This is a genomic window from Jejubacter calystegiae (assembly GCF_005671395.1).
Classification (GTDB): domain Bacteria; phylum Pseudomonadota; class Gammaproteobacteria; order Enterobacterales; family Enterobacteriaceae; genus Jejubacter; species Jejubacter calystegiae.
In genome coordinates this window covers 1,216,601-1,237,094 of sequence record NZ_CP040428.1, presented here as the reverse complement: position 1 = coordinate 1,237,094, position 20,494 = coordinate 1,216,601, and the positions used below count along the sequence as shown (strand labels likewise).

At 55.9% G+C, this 20,494-nt stretch carries 18 protein-coding genes; 10 read left to right on the top strand and 8 right to left on the bottom strand.

The window, feature by feature from the left end; all coding sequences use genetic code 11:
- Positions 1–127: 127 nt before the first annotated feature.
- The 7 genes from FEM41_RS05715 to dnaA all read right to left on the bottom strand — a co-directional run bounded on the left by FEM41_RS05715 (position 128) and on the right by dnaA (position 9,487).
- Entirely contained in the window at positions 128–1,798 is a 1,671-nt protein-coding gene (locus FEM41_RS05715) for a formate--tetrahydrofolate ligase (protein WP_138095073.1), read from the bottom strand.
- 93 nt (positions 1,799–1,891) lie between these two features.
- A complete protein-coding gene (yidA, locus tag FEM41_RS05710; RefSeq protein ID WP_138095072.1) occupies positions 1,892–2,704 on the bottom strand; it encodes a sugar-phosphatase in 813 nt (270 codons plus the stop codon).
- A 108-nt stretch (positions 2,705–2,812) separates the two neighbouring features.
- Positions 2,813–3,220 carry a YidB family protein gene (locus FEM41_RS05705; protein ID WP_138095071.1) on the bottom strand — a complete coding sequence of 136 codons (408 nt, stop codon included), beginning with the start codon at positions 3,218–3,220 and terminating at the stop codon, positions 2,813–2,815.
- 94 nt (positions 3,221–3,314) lie between these two features.
- Complete coding sequence (gene gyrB / locus FEM41_RS05700; protein WP_138095070.1) at positions 3,315–5,729, bottom strand: DNA topoisomerase (ATP-hydrolyzing) subunit B; 2,415 nt, start codon at positions 5,727–5,729, stop codon at positions 3,315–3,317.
- A 13-nt stretch (positions 5,730–5,742) separates the two neighbouring features.
- Complete coding sequence (recF, locus tag FEM41_RS05695) at positions 5,743–6,831, bottom strand: DNA replication/repair protein RecF (protein ID WP_138095069.1); 1,089 nt, start codon at positions 6,829–6,831, stop codon at positions 5,743–5,745.
- Positions 6,832–6,993: 162 nt separating this feature from the next.
- Entirely contained in the window at positions 6,994–8,094 is a 1,101-nt protein-coding gene (gene dnaN, locus FEM41_RS05690; protein ID WP_138095068.1) for a DNA polymerase III subunit beta, read from the bottom strand.
- A 4-nt stretch (positions 8,095–8,098) separates the two neighbouring features.
- Positions 8,099–9,487 carry a chromosomal replication initiator protein DnaA gene (dnaA, locus tag FEM41_RS05685; protein WP_138095067.1) on the bottom strand — a complete coding sequence of 463 codons (1,389 nt, stop codon included), beginning with the start codon at positions 9,485–9,487 and terminating at the stop codon, positions 8,099–8,101.
- A gap of 591 nt (positions 9,488–10,078) precedes the next feature.
- Here dnaA and rpmH point away from each other — a divergent pair.
- The 10 genes from rpmH (at position 10,079) to FEM41_RS05635 (ending at position 19,093) form a co-directional block, all read left to right on the top strand.
- Positions 10,079–10,222 (top strand): 50S ribosomal protein L34, encoded by a 144-nt coding sequence (gene rpmH, locus FEM41_RS05680; protein WP_004906236.1) that lies wholly within the window; start codon positions 10,079–10,081, stop codon positions 10,220–10,222.
- Between the two features lie 13 nt (positions 10,223–10,235).
- Positions 10,236–10,595 carry a ribonuclease P protein component gene (gene rnpA / locus FEM41_RS05675; RefSeq protein WP_138095066.1) on the top strand — a complete coding sequence of 120 codons (360 nt, stop codon included), beginning with the start codon at positions 10,236–10,238 and terminating at the stop codon, positions 10,593–10,595.
- Positions 10,559–10,816 (top strand): membrane protein insertion efficiency factor YidD, encoded by a 258-nt coding sequence (yidD, locus tag FEM41_RS05670; protein ID WP_138095065.1) that lies wholly within the window; start codon positions 10,559–10,561, stop codon positions 10,814–10,816. Before rnpA ends, yidD begins: the two co-directional genes overlap by 37 nt.
- A 2-nt stretch (positions 10,817–10,818) precedes the next feature.
- Positions 10,819–12,462: a membrane protein insertase YidC gene (yidC, locus tag FEM41_RS05665; protein WP_138095064.1), complete on the top strand. Its 1,644-nt coding sequence runs from the start codon at positions 10,819–10,821 to the stop codon at positions 12,460–12,462.
- Between the two features lie 67 nt (positions 12,463–12,529).
- Entirely contained in the window at positions 12,530–13,894 is a 1,365-nt protein-coding gene (gene mnmE / locus FEM41_RS05660; RefSeq protein ID WP_138099119.1) for a tRNA uridine-5-carboxymethylaminomethyl(34) synthesis GTPase MnmE, read from the top strand.
- A gap of 207 nt (positions 13,895–14,101) precedes the next feature.
- Positions 14,102–14,863: a 4'-phosphopantetheinyl transferase family protein gene (locus FEM41_RS05655; RefSeq protein ID WP_138095063.1), complete on the top strand. Its 762-nt coding sequence runs from the start codon at positions 14,102–14,104 to the stop codon at positions 14,861–14,863.
- A gap of 9 nt (positions 14,864–14,872) precedes the next feature.
- Positions 14,873–15,445, top strand: coding sequence for an NADPH-dependent FMN reductase (locus FEM41_RS05650; RefSeq protein ID WP_138095062.1), 573 nt, complete (start codon positions 14,873–14,875; stop codon positions 15,443–15,445).
- A 118-nt stretch (positions 15,446–15,563) separates the two neighbouring features.
- The gene (locus FEM41_RS05645) at positions 15,564–16,709 is read left to right on the top strand and encodes an acetyltransferase domain-containing protein (RefSeq protein ID WP_138095061.1); all 1,146 of its coding nucleotides are present in this window, start codon (positions 15,564–15,566) and stop codon (positions 16,707–16,709) included.
- Between the two features lie 152 nt (positions 16,710–16,861).
- Positions 16,862–17,626: a dimethylargininase gene (gene ddaH, locus FEM41_RS05640; RefSeq protein ID WP_138095060.1), complete on the top strand. Its 765-nt coding sequence runs from the start codon at positions 16,862–16,864 to the stop codon at positions 17,624–17,626.
- A 54-nt stretch (positions 17,627–17,680) separates the two neighbouring features.
- Positions 17,681–19,093, top strand: coding sequence for a basic amino acid/polyamine antiporter (locus FEM41_RS05635; RefSeq protein WP_206665546.1), 1,413 nt, complete (start codon positions 17,681–17,683; stop codon positions 19,091–19,093).
- Positions 19,094–19,126: 33 nt separating this feature from the next.
- On the opposite strand, the gene FEM41_RS05630 is transcribed toward FEM41_RS05635, so the two are convergent.
- Entirely contained in the window at positions 19,127–20,458 is a 1,332-nt protein-coding gene (locus tag FEM41_RS05630; RefSeq protein WP_138099118.1) for an NCS2 family permease, read from the bottom strand.
- Positions 20,459–20,494: the final 36 nt, after the last annotated feature.

Here is a 20,494-nt window from a genome sequence, read left to right as displayed (position 1 = left end):
ACATAGTAGTACAATACAATTGTGTTGTACTACAATTTAGATCACAAAAAAGACAATTGGGGGGGGTAAGGGCGTAAAGGAACGCGGCCCGGAACCGGGCCACGAAAGGCGTCAAAATGAGGAGGGATCAGAACAGGCCGCTGATAACGCCGTTATCGTCGATATCGATATTCAGCGCCGCCGGGGTCGCAGGCAGGCCTGGCATGGTCATAATGTCTCCGGCATAAGCCACCACAAATCCGGCACCGGCCGCCGCCTGAACATCCCGGATATGCAACCGGAACCCTTCGGGACGCCCGAGCGCTTTGGGATCGTCCGACAATGAATACTGAGTCTTCGCCATGCAGATGGGCAGTGACGCCATACCGGCATCACTGATGCGCTTAAGGGCTTTGTGCGCCGCCGGGCTGTAACTGACGCCTTGCGCGCCGTAGATCTCCGTGGCGATGGTGGCGATTTTCTCTGCCAGCGGCAGCGCATCCGGATAGAGCAGGCGGAACTCTATATCCGAATTTTCCAGCAGCTCAACGACCCGCAGCGCCAGGGCTTCGCCCCCGGCGCCGCCCTGTTCCCAGACCCGGGACAGCACCAAATCGCAACCACGCTCCCGACAATACTGGTCGATAAGCGCATGCTCGGCATCGGTATCAGAGGTAAAGACATTCAGCGTAACCACCACCGGCACGCCAAATTTATGCAGGTTTTCAATATGTTTGCCCAGATTCCCCAGCCCCTGGCGCAGGGCGTCCAGATTCTCGTAACCCAGTTCACGCTTCGCCACGCCGCCGTTATATTTCAGCGCCCTGACCGTCGCCACCAGCACGGCGGCATCCGGCCGTAATCCACTGGCGCGGCATTTAATATTGAAAAATTTCTCGGCACCGAGATCGGCGCCGAAGCCCGCTTCGGTCACCACGATATCCGCCAGTTTCAGGGCCAGCCGGGTTCCGCGCACGCTGCTGCAACCGTGAGCGATATTCGCGAAGGGCCCGCCGTGTACAATCGCCGGGCTGTGCTCCAGGGTCTGAACCAGATTGGGCTTCAGTGCATCCTTAAGCAGCGCCGCCAGCGCGCCTGTCACCTGCAGGTCGCTCACGGTAACCGGCGTATCGTCCCGCCGCCAGGCGACAATCATCCGCGCCAGACGGCGTTTCAGATCGGCCAGATCTCGGGCCAGACACAGAATCGCCATGATTTCCGACGCCACCGTAATCATGAAACCATCTTCACGCGTCACGCCGTTAACTCGCCCGCCCAAGCCAACAACGGTGTGGCGTAACGCACGGTCATTAATATCCATGCAGCGTCTGAAGGTGATTTGCTGGCTGTCGATATTCAGGGCATTTCCCTGATGCAGATGATTATCCAGCAGCGCCGCCAGCAGGTTATTGGCGGCGGTAATGGCGTGGAAGTCACCGGTAAAATGGAGGTTGAGATCTTCCATGGGCACCAGTTGCGCATATCCGCCACCGGTGGCGCCGCCTTTCATGCCAAAGCAGGGGCCAAGGGAGGGTTCGCGTAGCGCGACTATGGCTTTCTTCCCCAGACGGGACAGGGCCTGACCAAGGCCAACGGTGACCGTGGTCTTGCCTTCGCCGGCCGGAGTGGGGTTAATAGCGGTGACCAGCACCAGCTTTCCCTGGGGAGCGGAATCCAGCTTGCTCCATAGCGCGTCGGAAAATTTAGCTTTATATCTGCCGTAGAGTTCCAGATCCTCCGCGTCGATTCCCAGCGCGTCGGCGACTTCCGCGACTGGCTTCATTGCACAGTCGCGGGCAATCTCAATATCGGTTTTCACTATTGTTCTCCCCTGCTTTAACCGCCCCGATTATAGGGACATCTTCGGGGATTTACCCGGGCAGGAGTCGCACCACAGCGAAGCGGAGAGCCGTCAGACCAGCGCGAAGCGCTCAATGGCCTGCGCCACGCCATCTTCCAGGTGAGTGCCGGTAATGAAATTGGCAGCCTCTTTCACAGAATCGATAGCATTGCCCATTGCCACACCCGTACCGGCGTACTGGATCATGGCGATATCGTTTTCCTGATCGCCAATCGCCATCACCTCATCAGGACTGATATTCAGGGATTCCGCCAGCAGACGCACGCCTTCGCCTTTATTGACCCGCTTATTCAGAATTTCCAGGTAGTAGGTGGCGCTCTTCAGGAAGGTATAACTCGCCTTAACCTCGTCAGGAATACGGGTAATAGCCTGATCGAGGATGGAAGGCTCATCGATCATCATCACTTTCAGGAAGGTGGCGTTGGGGTCCATATTTTCCGCCTCGCAGAACACCAGCGGGATGGTAGCCACGTAAGATTCGTGCACCGTATAGCGGCTGATATCACGGTTAGCGGTATAAAGCGTATGGCGATCCAGGGCGTGGAAATGGGAACCCACATCGCGCGATAGCTGCTCAAGAAAGCGGTAGTCGTCGTAACTTAACGGCGTCTGGGCCACCGTACTGCCGTCCTGCGCTTTTTGTACCAGCGCACCATTGTAGGTGATGCAGTAATCCTCTGCCCCGGTCATTCCCAACTCTGCCAGATAGCGTTCCACGCCAGCAAAGGGACGACCGGTGGTCAGCACCACCCTGATACCCCGGGCACGGGCAGCGGTAATGGCTGCTTTAACGCCGGGAGAGACGGTGTGATCCGGCAGCAGCAGCGTGCCATCCATATCGATAGTAATCAGTTTTATGGGCATAAGACCTGTGGAGTTGTGGGGTTTACCCATATTTTAACGTGATTATGGTCACAAAAACAGCAGCACGTGCTGAATGCGCCGCTGGCGGCTGCCAGCGGCGGCGGGAAGTTACGAAAACAGCTTTCCTTTCAGTAGATCGAAGCCTTTTGCCAGCAGATCGTTACCGTTATCCGCTTTAACTTCACCTTCCGGAGAGAGTTTATCGACGATCTGCGGCAGGTATTCCGCCAGCAAAGAGGAAGCTTTACCGGCGTCGATGCCCAGTTTGCTGGCCAGAGCGCCAATAGCCGGCGAGCCCAGCACATCCTGAATCTGGCCGGCGCTGATGCTCTGGTTAGTCATGGAACTGCTGATCCAGGACTCCACAACGCTTGCCAGGCCGCCCTGGCGGAATTTATCCAGAATGGCCTGAACGCCGCCCTGCTCATTCACCCAGCTCAGGATGGCCTGAAATTTACTGGCCTCACCGCCCTGACCGCCACCCAACATGCCGGTTACCTGATCTAAAAGTCCCATCGTTTCCTCCAGATTGTGTTCGTTCTTACTTAGTGTAGTCCCGCAAATAAAAACGCCGCGCAAAGATGCACGGCGCTTGATAAAGCGGTATGCCTTAAATATCGATATTGGCCGCTTTCAGGGCGTTCTCTTCGATAAAGGCACGGCGCGGCTCAACCGCATCGCCCATCAGCGTGGTAAACAGCTGGTCCGCCGCGATGGCGTCCTTCACCGTGACCCGCAGCATACGGCGGCTTTCCGGATCCATGGTGGTTTCCCACAGCTGCTCCGGGTTCATCTCGCCCAGCCCTTTATAGCGCTGTACGGAAAGGCCGCGACGCGACTCTTTCACCAGCCATTCCAGCGCGCTTTCGAAGCTGCTTACCGGCTGGCGACGCTCGCCGCGCTCGATATAAGCATCTTCTTCGATAAGCCCGCGCAGCTTATCGCCTAGGGAGCAGATATGGCGATATTCGCCGCCGGTGATAAAGTCGTGATCGAGCGGATAGTCGGTATCCACGCCGTGGGTACGCACCCGAATAACCGGTTCGAAGAGGTTCCGATCGCCATTTTCACGCACGTCGTACTTCCACAGGCTACCGTGCTTCTCGTTATCGTTCAGCGAGGTCACCAGTTCGGAAATCCAGCGGGTTACCTTCGCCTCATCACCCATATCTGCTTCCGTCAGGGTCGGATGATAGATCAGGCTCTTCAGCAGCGCGCGCGGGAAGCGACGTTCCATGCGGCCAATCATCTTCTGCACGCTGTTGTATCCGGCAACCAGCTGCTCCAGCGCGCCACCGGCAATCGCCGGAGCGCTGGCATTGGTGTGCAGCGTGGCGCCATCCAGCGCGATGGCGATCTGGTACTGGTCCATCGCCTCATCATCTTTGATGTACTGCTCCTGCTTGCCTTTTTTCACCTTGTACAGCGGCGGCTGCGCAATGTAGACGTGGCCGCGCTCGATGATTTCCGGCATCTGACGATAGAAGAAGGTCAGCAGCAGGGTACGGATGTGCGAACCGTCGACGTCCGCATCGGTCATGATGATGATGCTGTGATAGCGCAGTTTGTCCGGATTGTACTCATCCCGGCCAATGCCGCAGCCCAGCGCGGTAATCAGCGTTGCCACTTCCTGAGAAGAGAGCATCTTATCGAAGCGCGCCTTCTCAACGTTCAGGATCTTACCCTTCAGCGGCAGAATCGCCTGGTTTTTACGGTTACGGCCCTGCTTGGCGGAACCGCCCGCGGAGTCACCCTCCACCAGGTAGAGTTCAGAGTGTGCCGGATCGCGCTCCTGGCAGTCCGCCAGTTTGCCCGGCAGGCCCGCCAGGTCCAGCGCGCCTTTACGGCGCGTCATTTCGCGGGCGCGGCGTGCGGCTTCACGAGCGCGGGCGGCATCGATAATCTTGCCGACAACGATTTTCGCGTCAGACGGGTTTTCCAGCAGGTATTCGCCCAGCAGTTCGTTCATCTGCTGCTCAACCGCCGATTTCACCTCGGAGGAGACCAGCTTATCTTTGGTCTGGGAGGAGAACTTGGGATCCGGCACCTTCACGGAAACCACGGCAATCAGGCCTTCACGCGCATCGTCACCGGTAGCGCTGACTTTGGCTTTCTTGCTGTAGCCTTCTTTGTCCATGTAGGCGTTCAGGGTACGGGTCATGGCCGCACGGAAGCCCGCAAGGTGGGTTCCGCCGTCGCGCTGGGGAATGTTGTTGGTAAAGCAGTAAATATTTTCCTGGAAGCCGTCGTTCCACTGCAGCGCCACTTCCACGCCGATACCGTCTTTTTCGGTGGAGAAGTAGAAGATATTCGGGTGAATCGGCGTTTTGTTCTTGTTCAGAAACTCAACGAACGCCTTGATACCGCCTTCGTAGTGGAAGTGATCTTCTTTGCCGTCGCGCTTATCGCGCAGGCGAATGGAAACCCCGGAGTTCAGGAACGACAGTTCGCGCAGACGCTTGGCCAGAATCTCGTATTCGAATTCGGTCACGTTGGTAAAGGTTTCCAGGCTCGGCCAGAAGCGCACCAGAGTACCGCTATCTTCGGTATCGCCGGTCACCGCCAGCGGTTCCTGCGGTACGCCGTGTTCGTAAACCTGTTTGTGGATTTTGCCTTCGCGGCGAATCACCAGTTCCAGCTTCTGGGAAAGGGCGTTTACCACGGAAACCCCTACCCCGTGCAGACCGCCGGAAACCTTGTAGGAGTTATCATCGAACTTACCACCCGCGTGCAGAACGGTCATGATCACTTCGGCAGCAGAAACCCCTTCTTCCGGGTGGATCCCGGTAGGAATGCCGCGGCCATCGTCCTGTACCGACACGGAATTGTCGGCGTGGATGGTGACCACGATGTCTTTACAGTGCCCCGCGAGCGCTTCGTCGATTGCGTTATCCACGACCTCGAATACCATGTGATGCAGACCGGTGCCGTCATCCGTATCGCCGATATACATACCCGGGCGCTTACGCACCGCATCCAGCCCCTTAAGGACTTTGATACTGGAGGAGTCATAAGAATTCGACATCAACGTTTCTCGCTCATTTAATCCTGGATGAATCGGTTATTCTACCTTGTTCCACGGCGAACATCTTCGAATTTTTATCCGCCATGTCCATTATATGTTCTGCGCTAATGGCGCTAACAAAAACCTGTGACTGCGTGGCTTTCAGGCGACTGGCGAGCAGCCCGCGTCGCTGATCGTCGAGCTCCGAGGCAAAGTCGTCAATCAGGTACAGACAGCGCTGTCCGCTTTCCCGGGTCAGGAACTCACCCTGAGCCAGCCTGAGGGCGCACATCAGGAGCTTAAGCTGACCGCGAGACAGGGTATCTTCTACCGGCGCCCCATCGGCCCGAATGCGGAAATCCGCCTTGTGAGGGCCATGGGCGGTGTAGGTCAGCATGCGGTCACGCTCAAAGTTACGCTCCAGCACTTCCGCGTAGTCGCTCTCTTTTTCCCAACCGCGCAGGAAAGAGAAACTCAGGGAAAATTCCGGTAAAAACTGGGCGCAGGTATCCGCCATATCTTCGACGATGGCAGTGCTGTATTGTGCGCGCCAGCGGCTGATTTGCTCCGCCAGCGGTATCAGTTCCTGATCCCAGGGGCGCAGCTGTGCGTAGCGGGTGACCTGACGCAACGCCGCATTACGCTGTTTCATCAGGCGCTTAAGGTTGCTCCAGGCCACAAAGAAGCCTGGCTCGTTATGAAAGCATCCCCAGTCAAGGAAGGCCCTACGATATTTGGGGCCACCGCCGAGCAAAGTAAACCCTTCCGGGGTGATGAGCTGCATCGGCATCATCTTTGCCAGCTCCGCCACCCGGTGGCCGTCGCTGCCGTCGATACGTACCGTGCTGTCGCCCAGGCGGTCTTTGGTCAGCCCAACGGCGGTTTCCCGCTCAATGCCCTGTAGACGGCCGTGCAGCACAAAGCTGGGCTGTTCGTGGCGAATCACCCTTCCCGTCTGCTGGCTGCGAAAAGCGCGTCCGTGCCCCAGGGTGTAGATAGCCTCCAGCACGCTGGTTTTACCGCTACCGTTGGCGCCAACCAGAAAATTAAACCCCGAAGAGAGTGCGAGATCCGCATTTTCGATATTGCGGAAGTCTTTGATAAGAAGGCGGGATAAAGACATATTCCTTTCCGGGCAGAAAATGGGGATCGCCGCTTCCAGGGCGTCGGCGGCGCAGCCAGTTTAAACACGGACAGCGCGCAGACCCGGGAGCGTACACGAAGTACGTGACCGGGGCGAGCACTGCCCTGGTTTAAAATGGCAAGTAAGCCAGCCCGATATATTCTACAAGCGCATGGGCATGACGACATAGGCCGCCGCCTGGCTGGCGCTATCTTCAATCTGCACGCTGGATACCGAGTCGGTCAGCAGCAGACGCACGTTTTCGCACTTCAGCGCATTGAGCACGTCCAGGATGTAGCTGACGTTAAAGCCAATCTCCATCTCGGTGCCGCCGTAGGTGACATCCAGAATCTCTTCCGCTTCTTCCTGTTCCGGGTTATTGGCGGTGATTTTCAGTTGGTTTTCAGCCAGATAAATGCGTACGCCACGGAATTTCTCGTTAGAGAGGATCGCCGCGCGGGCAAACGCCTGCTTCAGCAGATCGCAACCTGCTTCCAGGGTTTTATCCGGGCTTTTGGGCAGTACCCGCCGATAGTCCGGGAAACGACCATCCACCAGCTTGGAGGTGAAGATAAAATCACCAACGTGGGCACGGATGTTATTGCTGCCGATTTGCACGCGCAACGGCGTATCGCCGCCGTCGAGCATACGCATCAGCTCAATCACCCCTTTACGCGGCACGATTACCGAATGGTCGGGCAGCGCTTCGCCAATCGGCATCGAGCAGACCGCCAGGCGGTGGCCGTCGGTCGCCACGGTGCGTAACTCTTCACCTGCGGTTTCGAACAGCATTCCGTTCAGGTAGTAACGCACATCCTGATGCGCCATCGAGAACTGAGTCGCCTCAATCAAACGCTTCATGGTGGCCTGCGGCAGCGTAAATTCCACCTCGCTCTGCCAGTCGTCCAGATTCGGGAAATCCGCCGCCGGTAGCGTGGAAAGCGAAAAACGACTGCGTCCGGAGCGCACCAGCATGCGATCGCCTTCCAGCTGCAGCGCGATCTCCGCCCCTTCAGGCAGACCGCGACAGATATCGAAGAACTTACGCGCCGGTACCGTGGTGGCGCCTGGCTCATGGGGATTCGCCAGCGCAACGCGGGCGACCATTTCCATCTCCAGATCGGTGCCGGTCAGCGAAAGGGTACCGTCAGCCACCTGCAGCAGCAGGTTTCCGAGAATAGGAAGCGTCGGGCGGCCTCCCAGCGGGCCGCTCACCTGCTGTAGCGGCTTTAATAAATGTTCACGTTCAACGGTAAATTTCATAGCGTCACGAAGATAATGTTCTGATTAAATTGGAAAAATCTTCTTTAATATCGTGGCTCTCTTCACGCAACTGCTCAATTTTACGGCAGGCGTGCAGCACCGTGGTATGGTCACGACCCCCAAAAGCGTCACCGATCTCCGGCAGGCTGTGGTTGGTGAGCTCCTTTGCCATCGCCATCGCCATCTGGCGAGGTCTGGCAACCGAGCGGGAACGCCGCTTGGAGAGCAGATCGGCAACCTTGATCTTGTAATACTCCGCCACCGTCTTCTGGATATTGTCGATGGTGACCAGTTTTTCCTGAAGCGCCAGCAGATCGCGCAGCGCTTCGCGGACGAAGTCGATAGTGATGGCGCGCCCGGTAAAGTTGGCGTTAGCAATAACGCGATTCAGCGCCCCTTCCAGCTCACGAACGTTGGAGCGCAGACGCTTGGCGATAAAGAACGCCACTTCGCCCGGCAGGCGGATATCGTTTTCGTCGGCCTTTTTCATCAGGATCGCCACCCGGGTTTCCAGTTCCGGCGGCTCGATAGCTACCGTCAGCCCCCAGCCAAAACGCGATTTCAGGCGATCTTCCACCCCATTGATCTCTTTGGGATAGCGATCCGACGTCAGGATGATCTGTTGATTACCTTCCAGTAACGCATTGAAGGTATGGAAGAACTCTTCCTGAGAACGCTCTTTATTGGCAAAGAACTGAATATCATCGATCAGCAGGGCATCTACCGAGCGATAGTAGCGCTTGAACTCTTCAATGGCATTATTCTGCAGCGCCTTTACCATGTCCTGCACAAAGCGTTCCGAATGCATATAGACCACTTTGGCGTTGGGCTTACGGGCCATTATGCCATTGCCCACGGCGTGCAACAGGTGGGTTTTACCCAGACCGGTTCCGCCATACAGGAACAGTGGATTATAGGCGCCGCCTGGGTTGTCCGCCACCTGACGCGCCGCCGCGCGTGCCAGCTGGTTAGATTTACCCTCAACGAAGTTATCAAAGGTGTGTTTCAGATTGACGTTGGAACGGTAGGACGGCGCAGCCGGCGCTGGCACGTTGTCCCAACTGGGCGTTACCGGCGCAGCGGTCACCCGCGCGCTCTGCTTTTCCGGCACCGCCACGCTTGCGGGCGCGTTTAACGTCTGGCTGACTGGCTTACTGCCAACTTCGAAACGCAACAACGGCGCGTCGCTACCGCAAAAGTCGTTAAGCAGTCCGTTGATGTTATTCAGGTACTTGTCCCTTACCCAATCGAGCACAAAACGGTTTGGCGCATACAGGGCCAGCGTGTTATCGCTCAGTTCCGCCTGTAGGGGGCGTATCCACATGCTGAATTCTGTGGCTGGTAACTCATCCTGCAATCGGGCAAGACACTGCTGCCAAAGCGAAAGTGACACGGCGGACTCCACTCGAACAAAAGTCGATCAAAAGACAAAAGACTGATTCATCATGATTGTTGACACACGCCGACAACCCGGTACGGGCAGCGTGCGAACCGCTATCTGCGGTTTTCCCCGAGATCTTATTCAGGATCCTGGATCCCGATCGGGACGCGGATCATAGCCTAAAGCGCGCCGGAGATCTTCTGTTTCTCACAGATTTCTCCCGATTTATCCACAGGGACGCTCGGGCCGGTTAAGTGTAAACGATCCTGAGCCGGACGCGGCATGATTTCTACCCCATATCAGAAAATTCAATACCAGAACGCGCTTTTTTGCTAAGGCGATCGTCAGAAGATCCCGCAGGATCCTTGCACTTTGGCGAGTCCCCCGTATAATTCTCCACCCGGTGTGTAGCGCCCCGGCTTTTCCGGCCTCTTCCTTATATAGAAAAGGCCAGAGAAATAAAGGAAGTGAATTGACTCCGGAGTGTACAATTATTACAATCCGGCCTCTTTGAATCCGCCACGACTTCGGCGTTGGTCGTTCGCTTACCGTGCGGGCATACGCAAAAGATCAGTGATATTAATTGTTTAGGTAGAAATCGCCATGAAACGCACTTTTCAACCGTCTGTACTGAAGCGCAACCGTTCTCACGGCTTCCGTGCTCGTATGGCAACCAAAAATGGTCGTCAGGTTCTGGCACGTCGTCGTGCTAAAGGCCGCGCTCGTCTGACCGTTTCTTCTAAGTAATAGCTAACCCTCTGTGGTTAAGCTCGCTTTTCCCAGGGAGTTACGTTTGTTAACTCCCGGTCATTTCACATTTGTCTTCCAGCAGCCAGTTCGTGCGGGTACGCCACAAATCACCATCCTCGGCCGCCTGAATTCGCTGGGGCATCCCCGTATCGGTCTTACCGTCGCCAAAAAGAACGTCAAGCGCGCACATGAGCGCAACCGGATTAAGCGTCTGGTACGCGAAAGCTTCCGCTTACGTCAGCATAAACTTCCACCAATGGATTTTGTGATAGTGGCGAAAAAGGGCGTAGCCGACCTTGATAATCGGGCGCTGTCGGAAGCACTGGAAAAATTATGGCGCCGCCATTGTCGCCTGGCTCGCGAATCCTGATAGCCCTGATAAGGGTCTATCAGCGCCTGATTAGTCCGCTTCTCGGGCCGCACTGTCGGTTCACGCCAACCTGTTCGCACTACGGAATTGAGGCATTGCGCAGGTTTGGAGTGATAAAAGGCAGTTGGTTGACGATAAAACGCGTATTAAAATGCCACCCTTTGAACCCCGGTGGGGACGATCCTGTCCCGCCTGGACCATTTGATACCAGAGAACACTAACGATGGATTCGCAACGCAATCTCCTTATCATCGCTTTGTTGTTCGTGTCTTTTATGATCTGGCAGGCATGGGAGCAGGACAAAGCCCCGCAGCCTCAGCAGACTCAGACCACACAGACAACGAACAGCCCGGGTAGCGCCGCAAACCAGGGCGTGCCGGCCAGTGGCCAGGGAAAACTGATTACAGTTAAAACGGATGTCCTCGATCTGACCATCAACACCCGTGGCGGTGATGTTGAGCAGGCGCTGCTGCTGACTTATCCAAAGGAACTGGGCTCTCAGGAACCTTTCCAACTGCTGGAAACCACGCCGCAGTTCGTTTATCAGGCTCAGAGCGGTCTGACCGGACGCGACGGCCCGGATAACCCGGCTAATGGCGATCGCCCGCTGTATAGCGCCGCTCAGGACAGCTTTACGCTGGCAGACGGCCAGAACGAACTGGCGATTCCGCTGACTTATACCGATGCCGCAGGCAACACCTTTACCAAAACCTTCACCCTGAAACGCGGTGAGTTTGCGGTAAACGTGGACTACAGCGTGCAGAACACCGGTCAGAAGCCGCTGGAGCTTTCAAGCTTCGGTCAGCTTAAACAGACTATCGATCTGCCGAAGCATCGCGATACCGGTAGCAGCAATTTCGCGCTGCACACCTTCCGCGGCGCGGCTTACTCCACCAGCGACGAGAAGTACACTAAGTACAAGTTCGATACTATCGCCGACGGCGAGAACCTGAACCTGAACTCCAAAAACGGCTGGGTGGCAATGCTCCAGCAGTACTTCGCTACCGCATGGGTGCCGCGTACAGAGGGTGACAATCACTTCTATACCAACAAGCTGCAGGACGGTACCGCAGCGGTAGGTTATAAGTCTGCGCCTGTTCTGGTTCAGCCAGGTCAGACCGGTAAGATTGCCAGCACCCTGTGGGTCGGCCCGGAAATTCAGGACAAGATGGCCGCTGTTGCGCCGCATCTGGATCTGACCGTGGATTACGGCTGGCTGTGGTTCATCTCTCAGCCGCTGTTTAAGCTGCTGAAGTGGATCCATAGCTTCCTGGGCAACTGGGGCTTCTCCATCATCGTCATCACCTTTATCGTGCGTGGTATCATGTACCCGCTGACTAAAGCGCAGTACACCTCGATGGCGAAGATGCGTATGCTGCAGCCGAAGATTCAGGCGATGCGCGAACGTCTTGGCGACGATAAGCAGCGCATGAGTCAGGAGATGATGGCGCTGTACAAATCAGAGAAGGTTAACCCGCTGGGCGGTTGCTTCCCGCTGCTGATCCAGATGCCTATCTTCCTGGCGCTCTACTACATGCTGATGGGCTCCGTTGAGCTGCGCCATGCGCCGTTCGCGCTGTGGATCCATGACCTGTCGGCGCAGGACCCGTACTACATTCTGCCGATTCTGATGGGCGTGACGATGTTCTTCATCCAGAAGATGTCGCCGACCACCGTGACCGACCCGATGCAGCAGAAGATCATGACCTTTATGCCGGTCATCTTCACGGTCTTCTTCCTGTGGTTCCCGTCCGGTCTGGTGCTGTACTATATCGTCAGTAACCTGGTGACCATCATTCAGCAGCAGCTGATCTATCGCGGTCTTGAGAAACGTGGTCTGCACAGCCGCGACAAGAAAAAGACCTGATAGCGGTTCAGCTAACTAAATGCAGAAGGCGGTCTTAATGACCGCCTTTTTTATTAAGAGCCATTTTATGAATCATAACGACACCATCATCGCTCAGGCCACCCCTCCGGGGCGCGGCGGAGTCGGTATTCTGCGTATTTCCGGGCGACATGCCCGCGAAGTGGCCCAGGCGGTGCTGGGTAAGCTCCCGAAGCCGCGCTATGCCGACTATCTGCCGTTCCTCGACGCTGACGGCAGCGTGCTGGATCAGGGGATCGCCCTGTGGTTCCCGGGTCCGAACTCCTTTACCGGCGAAGATGTGCTGGAGCTCCAGGGCCACGGCGGCCCGGTTATTCTCGATCTGCTGTTAAAACGCATTTTGCAGCTACCCGGCCTGCGCATCGCCCGTCCCGGCGAGTTTTCCGAGCGCGCGTTTCTGAATGACAAGCTGGATCTGGCTCAGGCTGAAGCCATTGCCGACCTGATTGACGCCAGTTCAGAGCAGGCTGCCCGTTCTGCGATCGGCTCGCTACAGGGCGCCTTCTCTACCCGAGTGAATACCCTGGTGGAAGCGCTGACCCATCTGCGTATATACGTCGAGGCCGCCATCGACTTCCCCGACGAAGAGATCGATTTTCTCTCCGACGGGAAGATCGAAGCGCAGCTTAACCAGGTCATCACCGATCTCGATGCCGTACGTGCCGAGGCCCATCAGGGCAGCCTGCTGCGTGAAGGGATGAAGGTGGTGATTGCCGGGCGCCCTAACGCCGGAAAGTCGAGCCTGTTGAATGCCCTGGCCGGGCGTGAGGCGGCAATTGTTACCGATATTGCCGGTACCACCCGCGACGTACTGCGCGAGCAGATCAATCTGGACGGCATGCCGCTCCATATTATCGATACCGCTGGCCTGCGTATCGCCAGCGACGAGGTAGAACGTATCGGCATCGAGCGCGCCTGGCAGGAAATTGAACAGGCGGACAGGGTACTGTTTATGGTGGATGGCACCACCACGGAAGCGACCGACCCGGCACAGATCTGGCCCGACTTTATCGCCCGACTACCGGCAAAACTGCCTGTAACCGTAGTGCGTAACAAAGCCGACGTGACGGGGGAATCCACCGGTATCACTCAAATGCAGAACCATACGTTAATTCGCCTTTCAGCGCGGACCGGCGAAGGAATGACGCTGCTGCGCGATCATCTTAAGCAGAGCATGGGTTTTGATACCCGAATGGAAGGCGGATTTATGGCCCGGCGTCGCCATCTTCAGGCACTGGAACAGGCCGCACAGCATCTGCAACAGGGTAAATCCCAGCTGCTGGACGCCCTGGCTGGTGAGCTGCTGGCTGAAGAGCTACGCCTGGCGCAGCAGCAGTTAAGCGAAATCACCGGCGAGTTCACCTCCGACGATCTACTGGGCCGGATTTTCTCCAGTTTCTGTATTGGTAAGTAATCGCCATCAGCGTCGGATCGACAAGGTCCGGCGCTGATTTATGCGCAAAAACTCCGCTATCATCTCATCTCTGGCTTCCGAACGAAGAAAAAACCGTTAATCGCACTAAATGCAAAAGTTTTTTTCCTGGTTTACTCTGTTATTCAAGGTCTTTCTTAAATAAAACACCTACTCTTACTCCTAATACCATTCATCACGGAGTGAAAAATGGCTATGCATTTCGCAAGAGGGATCATCAACCCAAGCTACCCTATCTCCACCCGCCTTTCCGCGGAATGCCATGCCCAGGCCAGACAGATGCCGCCCTTTCGGCGCAACCGCTTTCTGGCGACCCGGGCGTTACTGGCCGAACTGATGTTTATGCTATACGGCACCGCCCGACTCCCGGCCATCATTCCCGGACCCGGCGGTCGCCTGAGTTTTGCCGATGATATCCCTGCCTCTTTTTCACTGGCCTGCGCAGGAAATGTAGTTGGAGTAGCACTCTCAACCAGCGGTGAATGCGGGCTGGAGATGGCGCTACGACGCAGCGCCAGCATTCCTGGTCCCACCAGCCTGGGTAATGAAAATAACGGTTTTACCCGCACGGAACTTATCTGGATCAATAACCAGAACGATCCCATCGAAGCGCGTATCCAGCTAACAACGCTCAGAAAAAGTATTGGAAAATTACTGGGTCCATCGGGGATGGCGGTAGAATTACAGCCAGGCGCTGGCCGCATGCGCCTTGAAAGCGGCCACAGGATAGAGGCGCTTTGCGACGCCGAAGACATCCTTATCTGGAGCCTGGCCGCTTCTCCTGAAGTGGGTTCGCTACAGTTCTGGGAGCTGGATAACCGCTACGGCTGGCAGGCCATAGCCGAAGAGCAGCGCACCAACGGGGAGTCCATTAACCGTATGATGCGTTTTATCTGCCATCCGAAAGAGAAAGCGCTAACCTTTAAGCCATTTCACACTTCCGCGACATAAGGAGTCACGATGTCAGAAACACTGAAAGTTGTTACGCTGCTGGGCAGCCTGCGTAAAGGGTCCTTCAACGCGATGGTAGCCCGTACGTTGCCGCAGGTAGCGCCGTCCAATATGGCGGTGAATCCCCTGCCTTCGATTGCCGACATCCCACTCTATAACGCCGATATTCAGGAAGAACAGGGGTTCCCCGCCACGGTCAATGCGCTGGCTGAACAAATCCGCCTGGCAGATGGCCTGGTCATCGTTACACCGGAATATAACTATTCGGTACCTGGCGGTCTGAAGAACGCTATCGACTGGCTTTCGCGCCTGCCCGACCAACCTCTGGCGGGCAAACCGGTACTGATCCAGACCAGTTCGATGGGCGTGATTGGCGGCGCCCGCTGCCAGTATCACCTGCGCCAGATTCTGGTTTTCCTGGATGCCATGGTGATGAATAAGCCGGAATTTATGGGTGGCGTCATTCAGAACAAAATCGATCCCGAAAGCGGTGAAGTTATCGATCAGGCTACCCGCGATCATCTTGGCGGTCAGCTAACGGCCTTTGCCGACTATATTGCCCGGGTCAGCATTAAGGCATAACCCTCCTTAAGCTCCCTGAAGCAGGGAGCTTTTTCTAAAAAATGGTTTGGCTTGAGGTAGCATTAAGAGCGCTGATTTTGTTATGTTATAACAAACCAATTAACCCTCTTTTGCGATTATGTCAGGAACGACCACTCAACGCCTTATTGCCATTGATGCCCTGCGTGGCCTGGTGATGCTCTTAATGCTTCTGGATCACGTGCGGGAAACCTTCTACCTGCACCTTCAGTTAAGCGATCCCATTGATGTGAATACCACGCAACCGGCTCTGTTTATCAGCCGAACTCTGGCCCACCTGTGCGCGCCGGTGTTTGTCTTTCTGACCGGTCTTTCCGCAGCGCTCTACTGGCAGCGCTGTGGCGACAGGCGCCAGACGGCGCTGTATTTGCTCAAGCGCGGCCTGTTTCTGGTGGCGCTGGAACTGACGCTGGTTAACTTCGCCTGGACCTTCGAATTTCCCCCACACACTCTCTACCTCCAGGTGATCTGGGCCATCGGCCTGAGCATGGTAGCCCTGAGTCTGCTGCTGTGGCTGCCTCCGGTGCTGCTTATCGCCAGTGGTGTAGTGATTGTCGCAGGCCATAACCTGCTCGATACCCTACATGCCGCGCCGGACAGTTCATGGTTTATTCCCTGGGCGATATTGCACGATCGTAGCTGGCTAACCGTGGGCGATGCGCTACGTATTCGTACCTCCTACCCGGTACTGCCGTGGATTGGCGTGATTGCTCTGGGTTTCGCCGCTGGCGCCTTATACCGACCAGCGCATCAGCAGGATCGCCGGAAAATCCTCGCCTGGCTGGCGGCAGGGCTGCTGGCTGCCTTCTTCCTGCTGAGGATGATCAACGGCTACGGTGAAAAAACCTGGGTAGAGGGAGAGCGCTTCAGCGCCACGCTGATGAGTTTCTTCAATATCACCAAGTATCCGCCTTCTCTGCTGTTCCTGTGCCTGACGCTGGGCATTGGACTGGCGTTACTGGCATTGTTTGAATGCCCACGACCAAATCGCCTGATAACGTTGCTGGCCGCCTTTGGCGCGGCACCGATGTTCTTTTACCTGGTCCATCTTTATCTGCTGAAGGGACTTTATCTGTCGGCCGTGGCCATCTGGGGCAAAAATTACGGGGAGTGGTTCGGCTTTAGCGCCGTCTGGCAGCTCTGGCTCTGTACTCTGGCGCTGACTGTGATTCTGTTCTGGCCGGTACGCGCTTTTGCCAGGCTCAAGGCACGGCGCCGCGATCTACGCTGGCTGCGCTACTTTTGACCAGCAAACGCCAACCCGCAGGGCCAGGAACAGGAAGTGCCTTATCGTCGCTTCCTGTCCCAGGGCCCTTCCCGGGCTTCGTGTGTTGACATCAACAACAAAATCGCATTAATATGCATAAAATTAACATAATTATCTAAAAGGATTTATTAATGTTTAAGCATATTATTGCCAGAACTCCCTGCAAAGCATTAGTTAACGGGCTAACTTCCGCCAGTCTTGGCCAGCCTGACTACCAGAAAGCGCTGGATCAGCATAATGAATACATACGCGCTCTACAGCAGTGTGATGTCGATATCACGCTGCTGCCAGCGGATGAACGCTTTCCGGATTCGGTATTTGTTGAAGATGTGGCGCTTTGTACCCCGCACTGCGTCATTATCACCCGCCCCGGCGCCCCCAGCCGCCGCCAGGAAACCGAACTCATTGAAGAAACCGTTACCCGCTTTTATCCCGGTAACGTTGAACGCATCAGCGCGCCAGGCACCGTAGAGGCTGGTGATATTATGATGGTTGGCTCTCATTACTATATTGGCCTGTCCGCACGCACCAATCAGGCCGGCGCCGATCAAATGATTGCGATTCTGAATAAATATGGCCTGACCGGATCGGTGGTCACCCTGGAAAAAGTGCTGCACCTGAAAACTGGTCTGGCTTATCTGGAAAATAACAACCTGCTGGCCGCCGGAGAATTCATCACCAAACCAGATTTTCAGCACCTGAATATTATTGAAATTCCGCCAGAGGAATCCTACGCGGCCAACTGTATCTGGGTGAATGGCCGGGTGATTATGCCGTCCGGTTATCCGCAGACCAGTGAAAAAATTGCGGCGCTGGGGTATCAGGTGATAACCGTCGATACCTCCGAATACCGGAAAATTGACGGCGGTGTGAGCTGCATGTCGCTACGCTTCTAATGCTTTCGGGTCGCTGTTTACAGCGACCCTTTTTATGTAACGGCATGACTGATTATGACCAACGAAAAAAAGAGGCTGGGGCTATTGCCGCTGACCATTCTGGTGGTCGGCGGCATCATCGGTAGCGGTATCTTCAGCCTGCCGCAGAATATGGCAGAAGGCGCTGGCGCAGGCGCCATACTCATCGCCTGGGGAATTACCCTTTGTGGAATGCTGACGCTGACAAGGGCTTTCCAGTATCTGTCTTTACGCTTTCATCAACAAAGCGATGGCCTGTATGGCTATGTGCGCCAGGGATTCGGCGACTACATCGGCTTTAACGCCGCATGGGGCTACTGGATTTCCGCCTGGATGGCCTGTGCCAGCTATCTCATTATTTTATTCAGCGCGCTGGGGTCATTTGCGCCACTCGCTTTCTTTGGCGATGGAACCACGCTGGCCTCGGTGATTTGCGGGCTGATTTTAATGTGGGTGGTCCACTTCTTTGTGTTACGCGGCGTCTATACGGCGTTTCTGCTTAACTGCGTCATTACCATTGCCAAGATTGTCCCTATCGCGCTGTTTATTGTCTGCATCATCCTGGCGTTTAAGATAGAGACATTCCGCCTCGACTTTTGGGGAACGCCAAAACTGGGCAGCGTGATGACGCAGATAAAGCACACCATGCTGTATACCGTGTGGGTCTATCTGGGGATAGAAAGCGCCACGGTCTATTCGTCGCGCACTAAGGGTATTGCCACCATTAGCCGGGCGACCTTTCTTGGCTTCTTTATTACCAGCCTGCTGCTGATGTGCGTTTCGATTCTTTCGCTGGGGATTATTCCTCAGGAAGAGCTGGCGGCGATGAAGAATCCCTCTATGGCGCTGGTGCTGGAACGTATCGTGGGCCACTGGGGCGCCACGCTGATTAACGTCGGCCTGGTGGTTTCGGTCAGTGGCGGACTGCTGTCATGGCTGATGCTGTCGGCGGAAATGCTGTGGCTGGCCGGTCGCGATGCGCAGCATACGGTTCCCGCCTGCTTCGGCAAGCTGAACCGGGCAGGCTCGCCTGAAAACGCGCTATGGATAACCACATCCTGCATCACGGTGCTGATTCTGCTGGCTCACTTTTATGAGTCCGGCTATAACACGCTGATCCAGCTTTCTACCTCTATGGTGCTGATCCCCTATCTGCTGGCGGCAGTCTTTGTGTTTAAGCTGGCGCGACAGGATAAACAACCATTATTAATGGTGGTCGGAACAGGCGGGTCAGTATACGGTCTGTGGCTCATTTACGCAGGCGGTGTCTCTTACCTGCTGTTATCGATGATTTTATATGCCATCGGTCTGGGTTTTTATCTCAGAGCACGCAAAGAGCGGGGGCTGTCTTCTTTCAGCTACCGGCACGATAAGGTCTACGCGCTGATGATTAGCGGCCTGTGTCTTATCGCACTGTTTCAGTTCTTTATTTTTCCCGCCGCCTCATAAATCCGCTGGCGGCGAACTGCCGCCAGCCACCATTTAATCAATAAAGGCGATTTTCAGCACAAACAACAGCGCCACCACTACCACACACAGGCTAAGATCGCGCCAGCGGCCGGTGAAAACTTTCATTATGCAGTAAGAGATAAAGCCCAGGGCAATCCCTTCGGTAATGGAAAAGCTAAACGGCATCATCACTGCCGTGATAAAGGCCGGTACCGCCTCGGTCAGATCGTCCCACTTCACCCGCGCCAGGCTGGAGGTCATCAACACGCCCACGTAAATCAGCGCGCCAGCCGCAGCGTAGCCCGGCACCATTCCCGCCAGCGGTGACAGGAAGATAACCAGCAGGAACAGAAGACCGACCACCACTGCCGTCAGACCGGTACGCCCGCCAATGGAAACCCCGGAGGTGGATTCAATGTACGCCGTGACCGAAGAGGTGCCAATAAAGGCACCGCCAACCGACGATACGCTATCCACAAACAGCGCCTGCTTCATCCGCGGGAATTTCCCCTGACTGTCGGTCAGTCCCGCTTTGTCCGTTACGCCAATCAAAGTGCCGGAAGAGTCGAACAGGTTTACCAGCATAAACGAGAAGATAACACCGGCCAGGCTCAGATCGAGCGCACCTGCGAGGTCCACCTGCCCCACGACAGAGGTCACGCCCGGCGGCATCGAAACCAGCCCGTTGTAATGCACATCGCCAAACCACAGTCCCAGCAGCGTGGTCACCACAATAGACACCAGCACTGCGGCGTGAATATTGCGTGAAGCCAGAATCGCGATAATAAAGAAGCCCAGAACGCCCAACAGCACGCTATGAGAGCTGAGATCGCCAATCGCCACCAGGGTTTCAGGATTGGCAACGATAATACCGGCGTTTTTCAGCCCCATCATGCCAATAAATAGCCCGATACCGCTGGTGATCCCTACCCGCAGACCCAGCGGGATATTGGCGATCATCCAGTAACGTACGCGAAACAGCGTCAGCAGCAGCAGCCCGACCGCACCCCAGAAGATAGCGCCCATGCCCACCTGCCAGGAAAGCCCCATAGCGCCTACCACCACAAAGGCGAAAAAGGCGTTCAGCCCCATCGCAGGCGCCAGCGCAACCGGCAGGTTAGCAAACAGGCCCATCAGGATACTGCCGAAGGCGGCAATCAGGCAGGTGGTGACAAACACCGCCTGGGTATCCATACCCGCCGCCCCCAGAATCTGCGGGTTGACGAAAACGATGTAGACCATGGTCAGGAATGTGGTAAAACCGGCTATCACCTCGGTGCGTACCGTCGTGCCGTGATCGCGTAATTTAAACACGCGCTCAAAAAGTCCCTGGTCCGCCGGACGGGGAATCTGTTGTTGGCTCATCATCAGTTACCGAATTTTAAGAGGGGAAAAAATCCG

What these genes read in the sequence shown, in the direction of transcription:
- FEM41_RS05630 (WP_138099118.1), bottom strand. Translation starts at nt 20,458, where the DNA reads ATGAGCCAACAACAGATTCCCCGTCCGGCGGACCAGGGACTTTTTGAG.
- gyrB (WP_138095070.1), bottom strand. Translation starts at nt 5,729, where the DNA reads ATGTCGAATTCTTATGACTCCTCCAGTATCAAAGTCCTTAAGGGGCTG.
- rpmH (WP_004906236.1), top strand. Translation starts at nt 10,079, where the DNA reads ATGAAACGCACTTTTCAACCGTCTGTACTGAAGCGCAACCGTTCTCAC.
- yidA (WP_138095072.1), bottom strand. Translation starts at nt 2,704, where the DNA reads ATGCCCATAAAACTGATTACTATCGATATGGATGGCACGCTGCTGCTG.
- yidC (WP_138095064.1), top strand. Translation starts at nt 10,819, where the DNA reads ATGGATTCGCAACGCAATCTCCTTATCATCGCTTTGTTGTTCGTGTCT.
- FEM41_RS05635 (WP_206665546.1), top strand. Translation starts at nt 17,681, where the DNA reads ATGACCAACGAAAAAAAGAGGCTGGGGCTATTGCCGCTGACCATTCTG.
- yidD (WP_138095065.1), top strand. Translation starts at nt 10,559, where the DNA reads ATGGCGCCGCCATTGTCGCCTGGCTCGCGAATCCTGATAGCCCTGATA.
- recF (WP_138095069.1), bottom strand. Translation starts at nt 6,831, where the DNA reads ATGTCTTTATCCCGCCTTCTTATCAAAGACTTCCGCAATATCGAAAAT.
- ddaH (WP_138095060.1), top strand. Translation starts at nt 16,862, where the DNA reads ATGTTTAAGCATATTATTGCCAGAACTCCCTGCAAAGCATTAGTTAAC.
- dnaN (WP_138095068.1), bottom strand. Translation starts at nt 8,094, where the DNA reads ATGAAATTTACCGTTGAACGTGAACATTTATTAAAGCCGCTACAGCAG.
- FEM41_RS05655 (WP_138095063.1), top strand. Translation starts at nt 14,102, where the DNA reads ATGGCTATGCATTTCGCAAGAGGGATCATCAACCCAAGCTACCCTATC.
- FEM41_RS05705 (WP_138095071.1), bottom strand. Translation starts at nt 3,220, where the DNA reads ATGGGACTTTTAGATCAGGTAACCGGCATGTTGGGTGGCGGTCAGGGC.
- FEM41_RS05645 (WP_138095061.1), top strand. Translation starts at nt 15,564, where the DNA reads ATGTCAGGAACGACCACTCAACGCCTTATTGCCATTGATGCCCTGCGT.
- mnmE (WP_138099119.1), top strand. Translation starts at nt 12,530, where the DNA reads ATGAATCATAACGACACCATCATCGCTCAGGCCACCCCTCCGGGGCGC.
- FEM41_RS05650 (WP_138095062.1), top strand. Translation starts at nt 14,873, where the DNA reads ATGTCAGAAACACTGAAAGTTGTTACGCTGCTGGGCAGCCTGCGTAAA.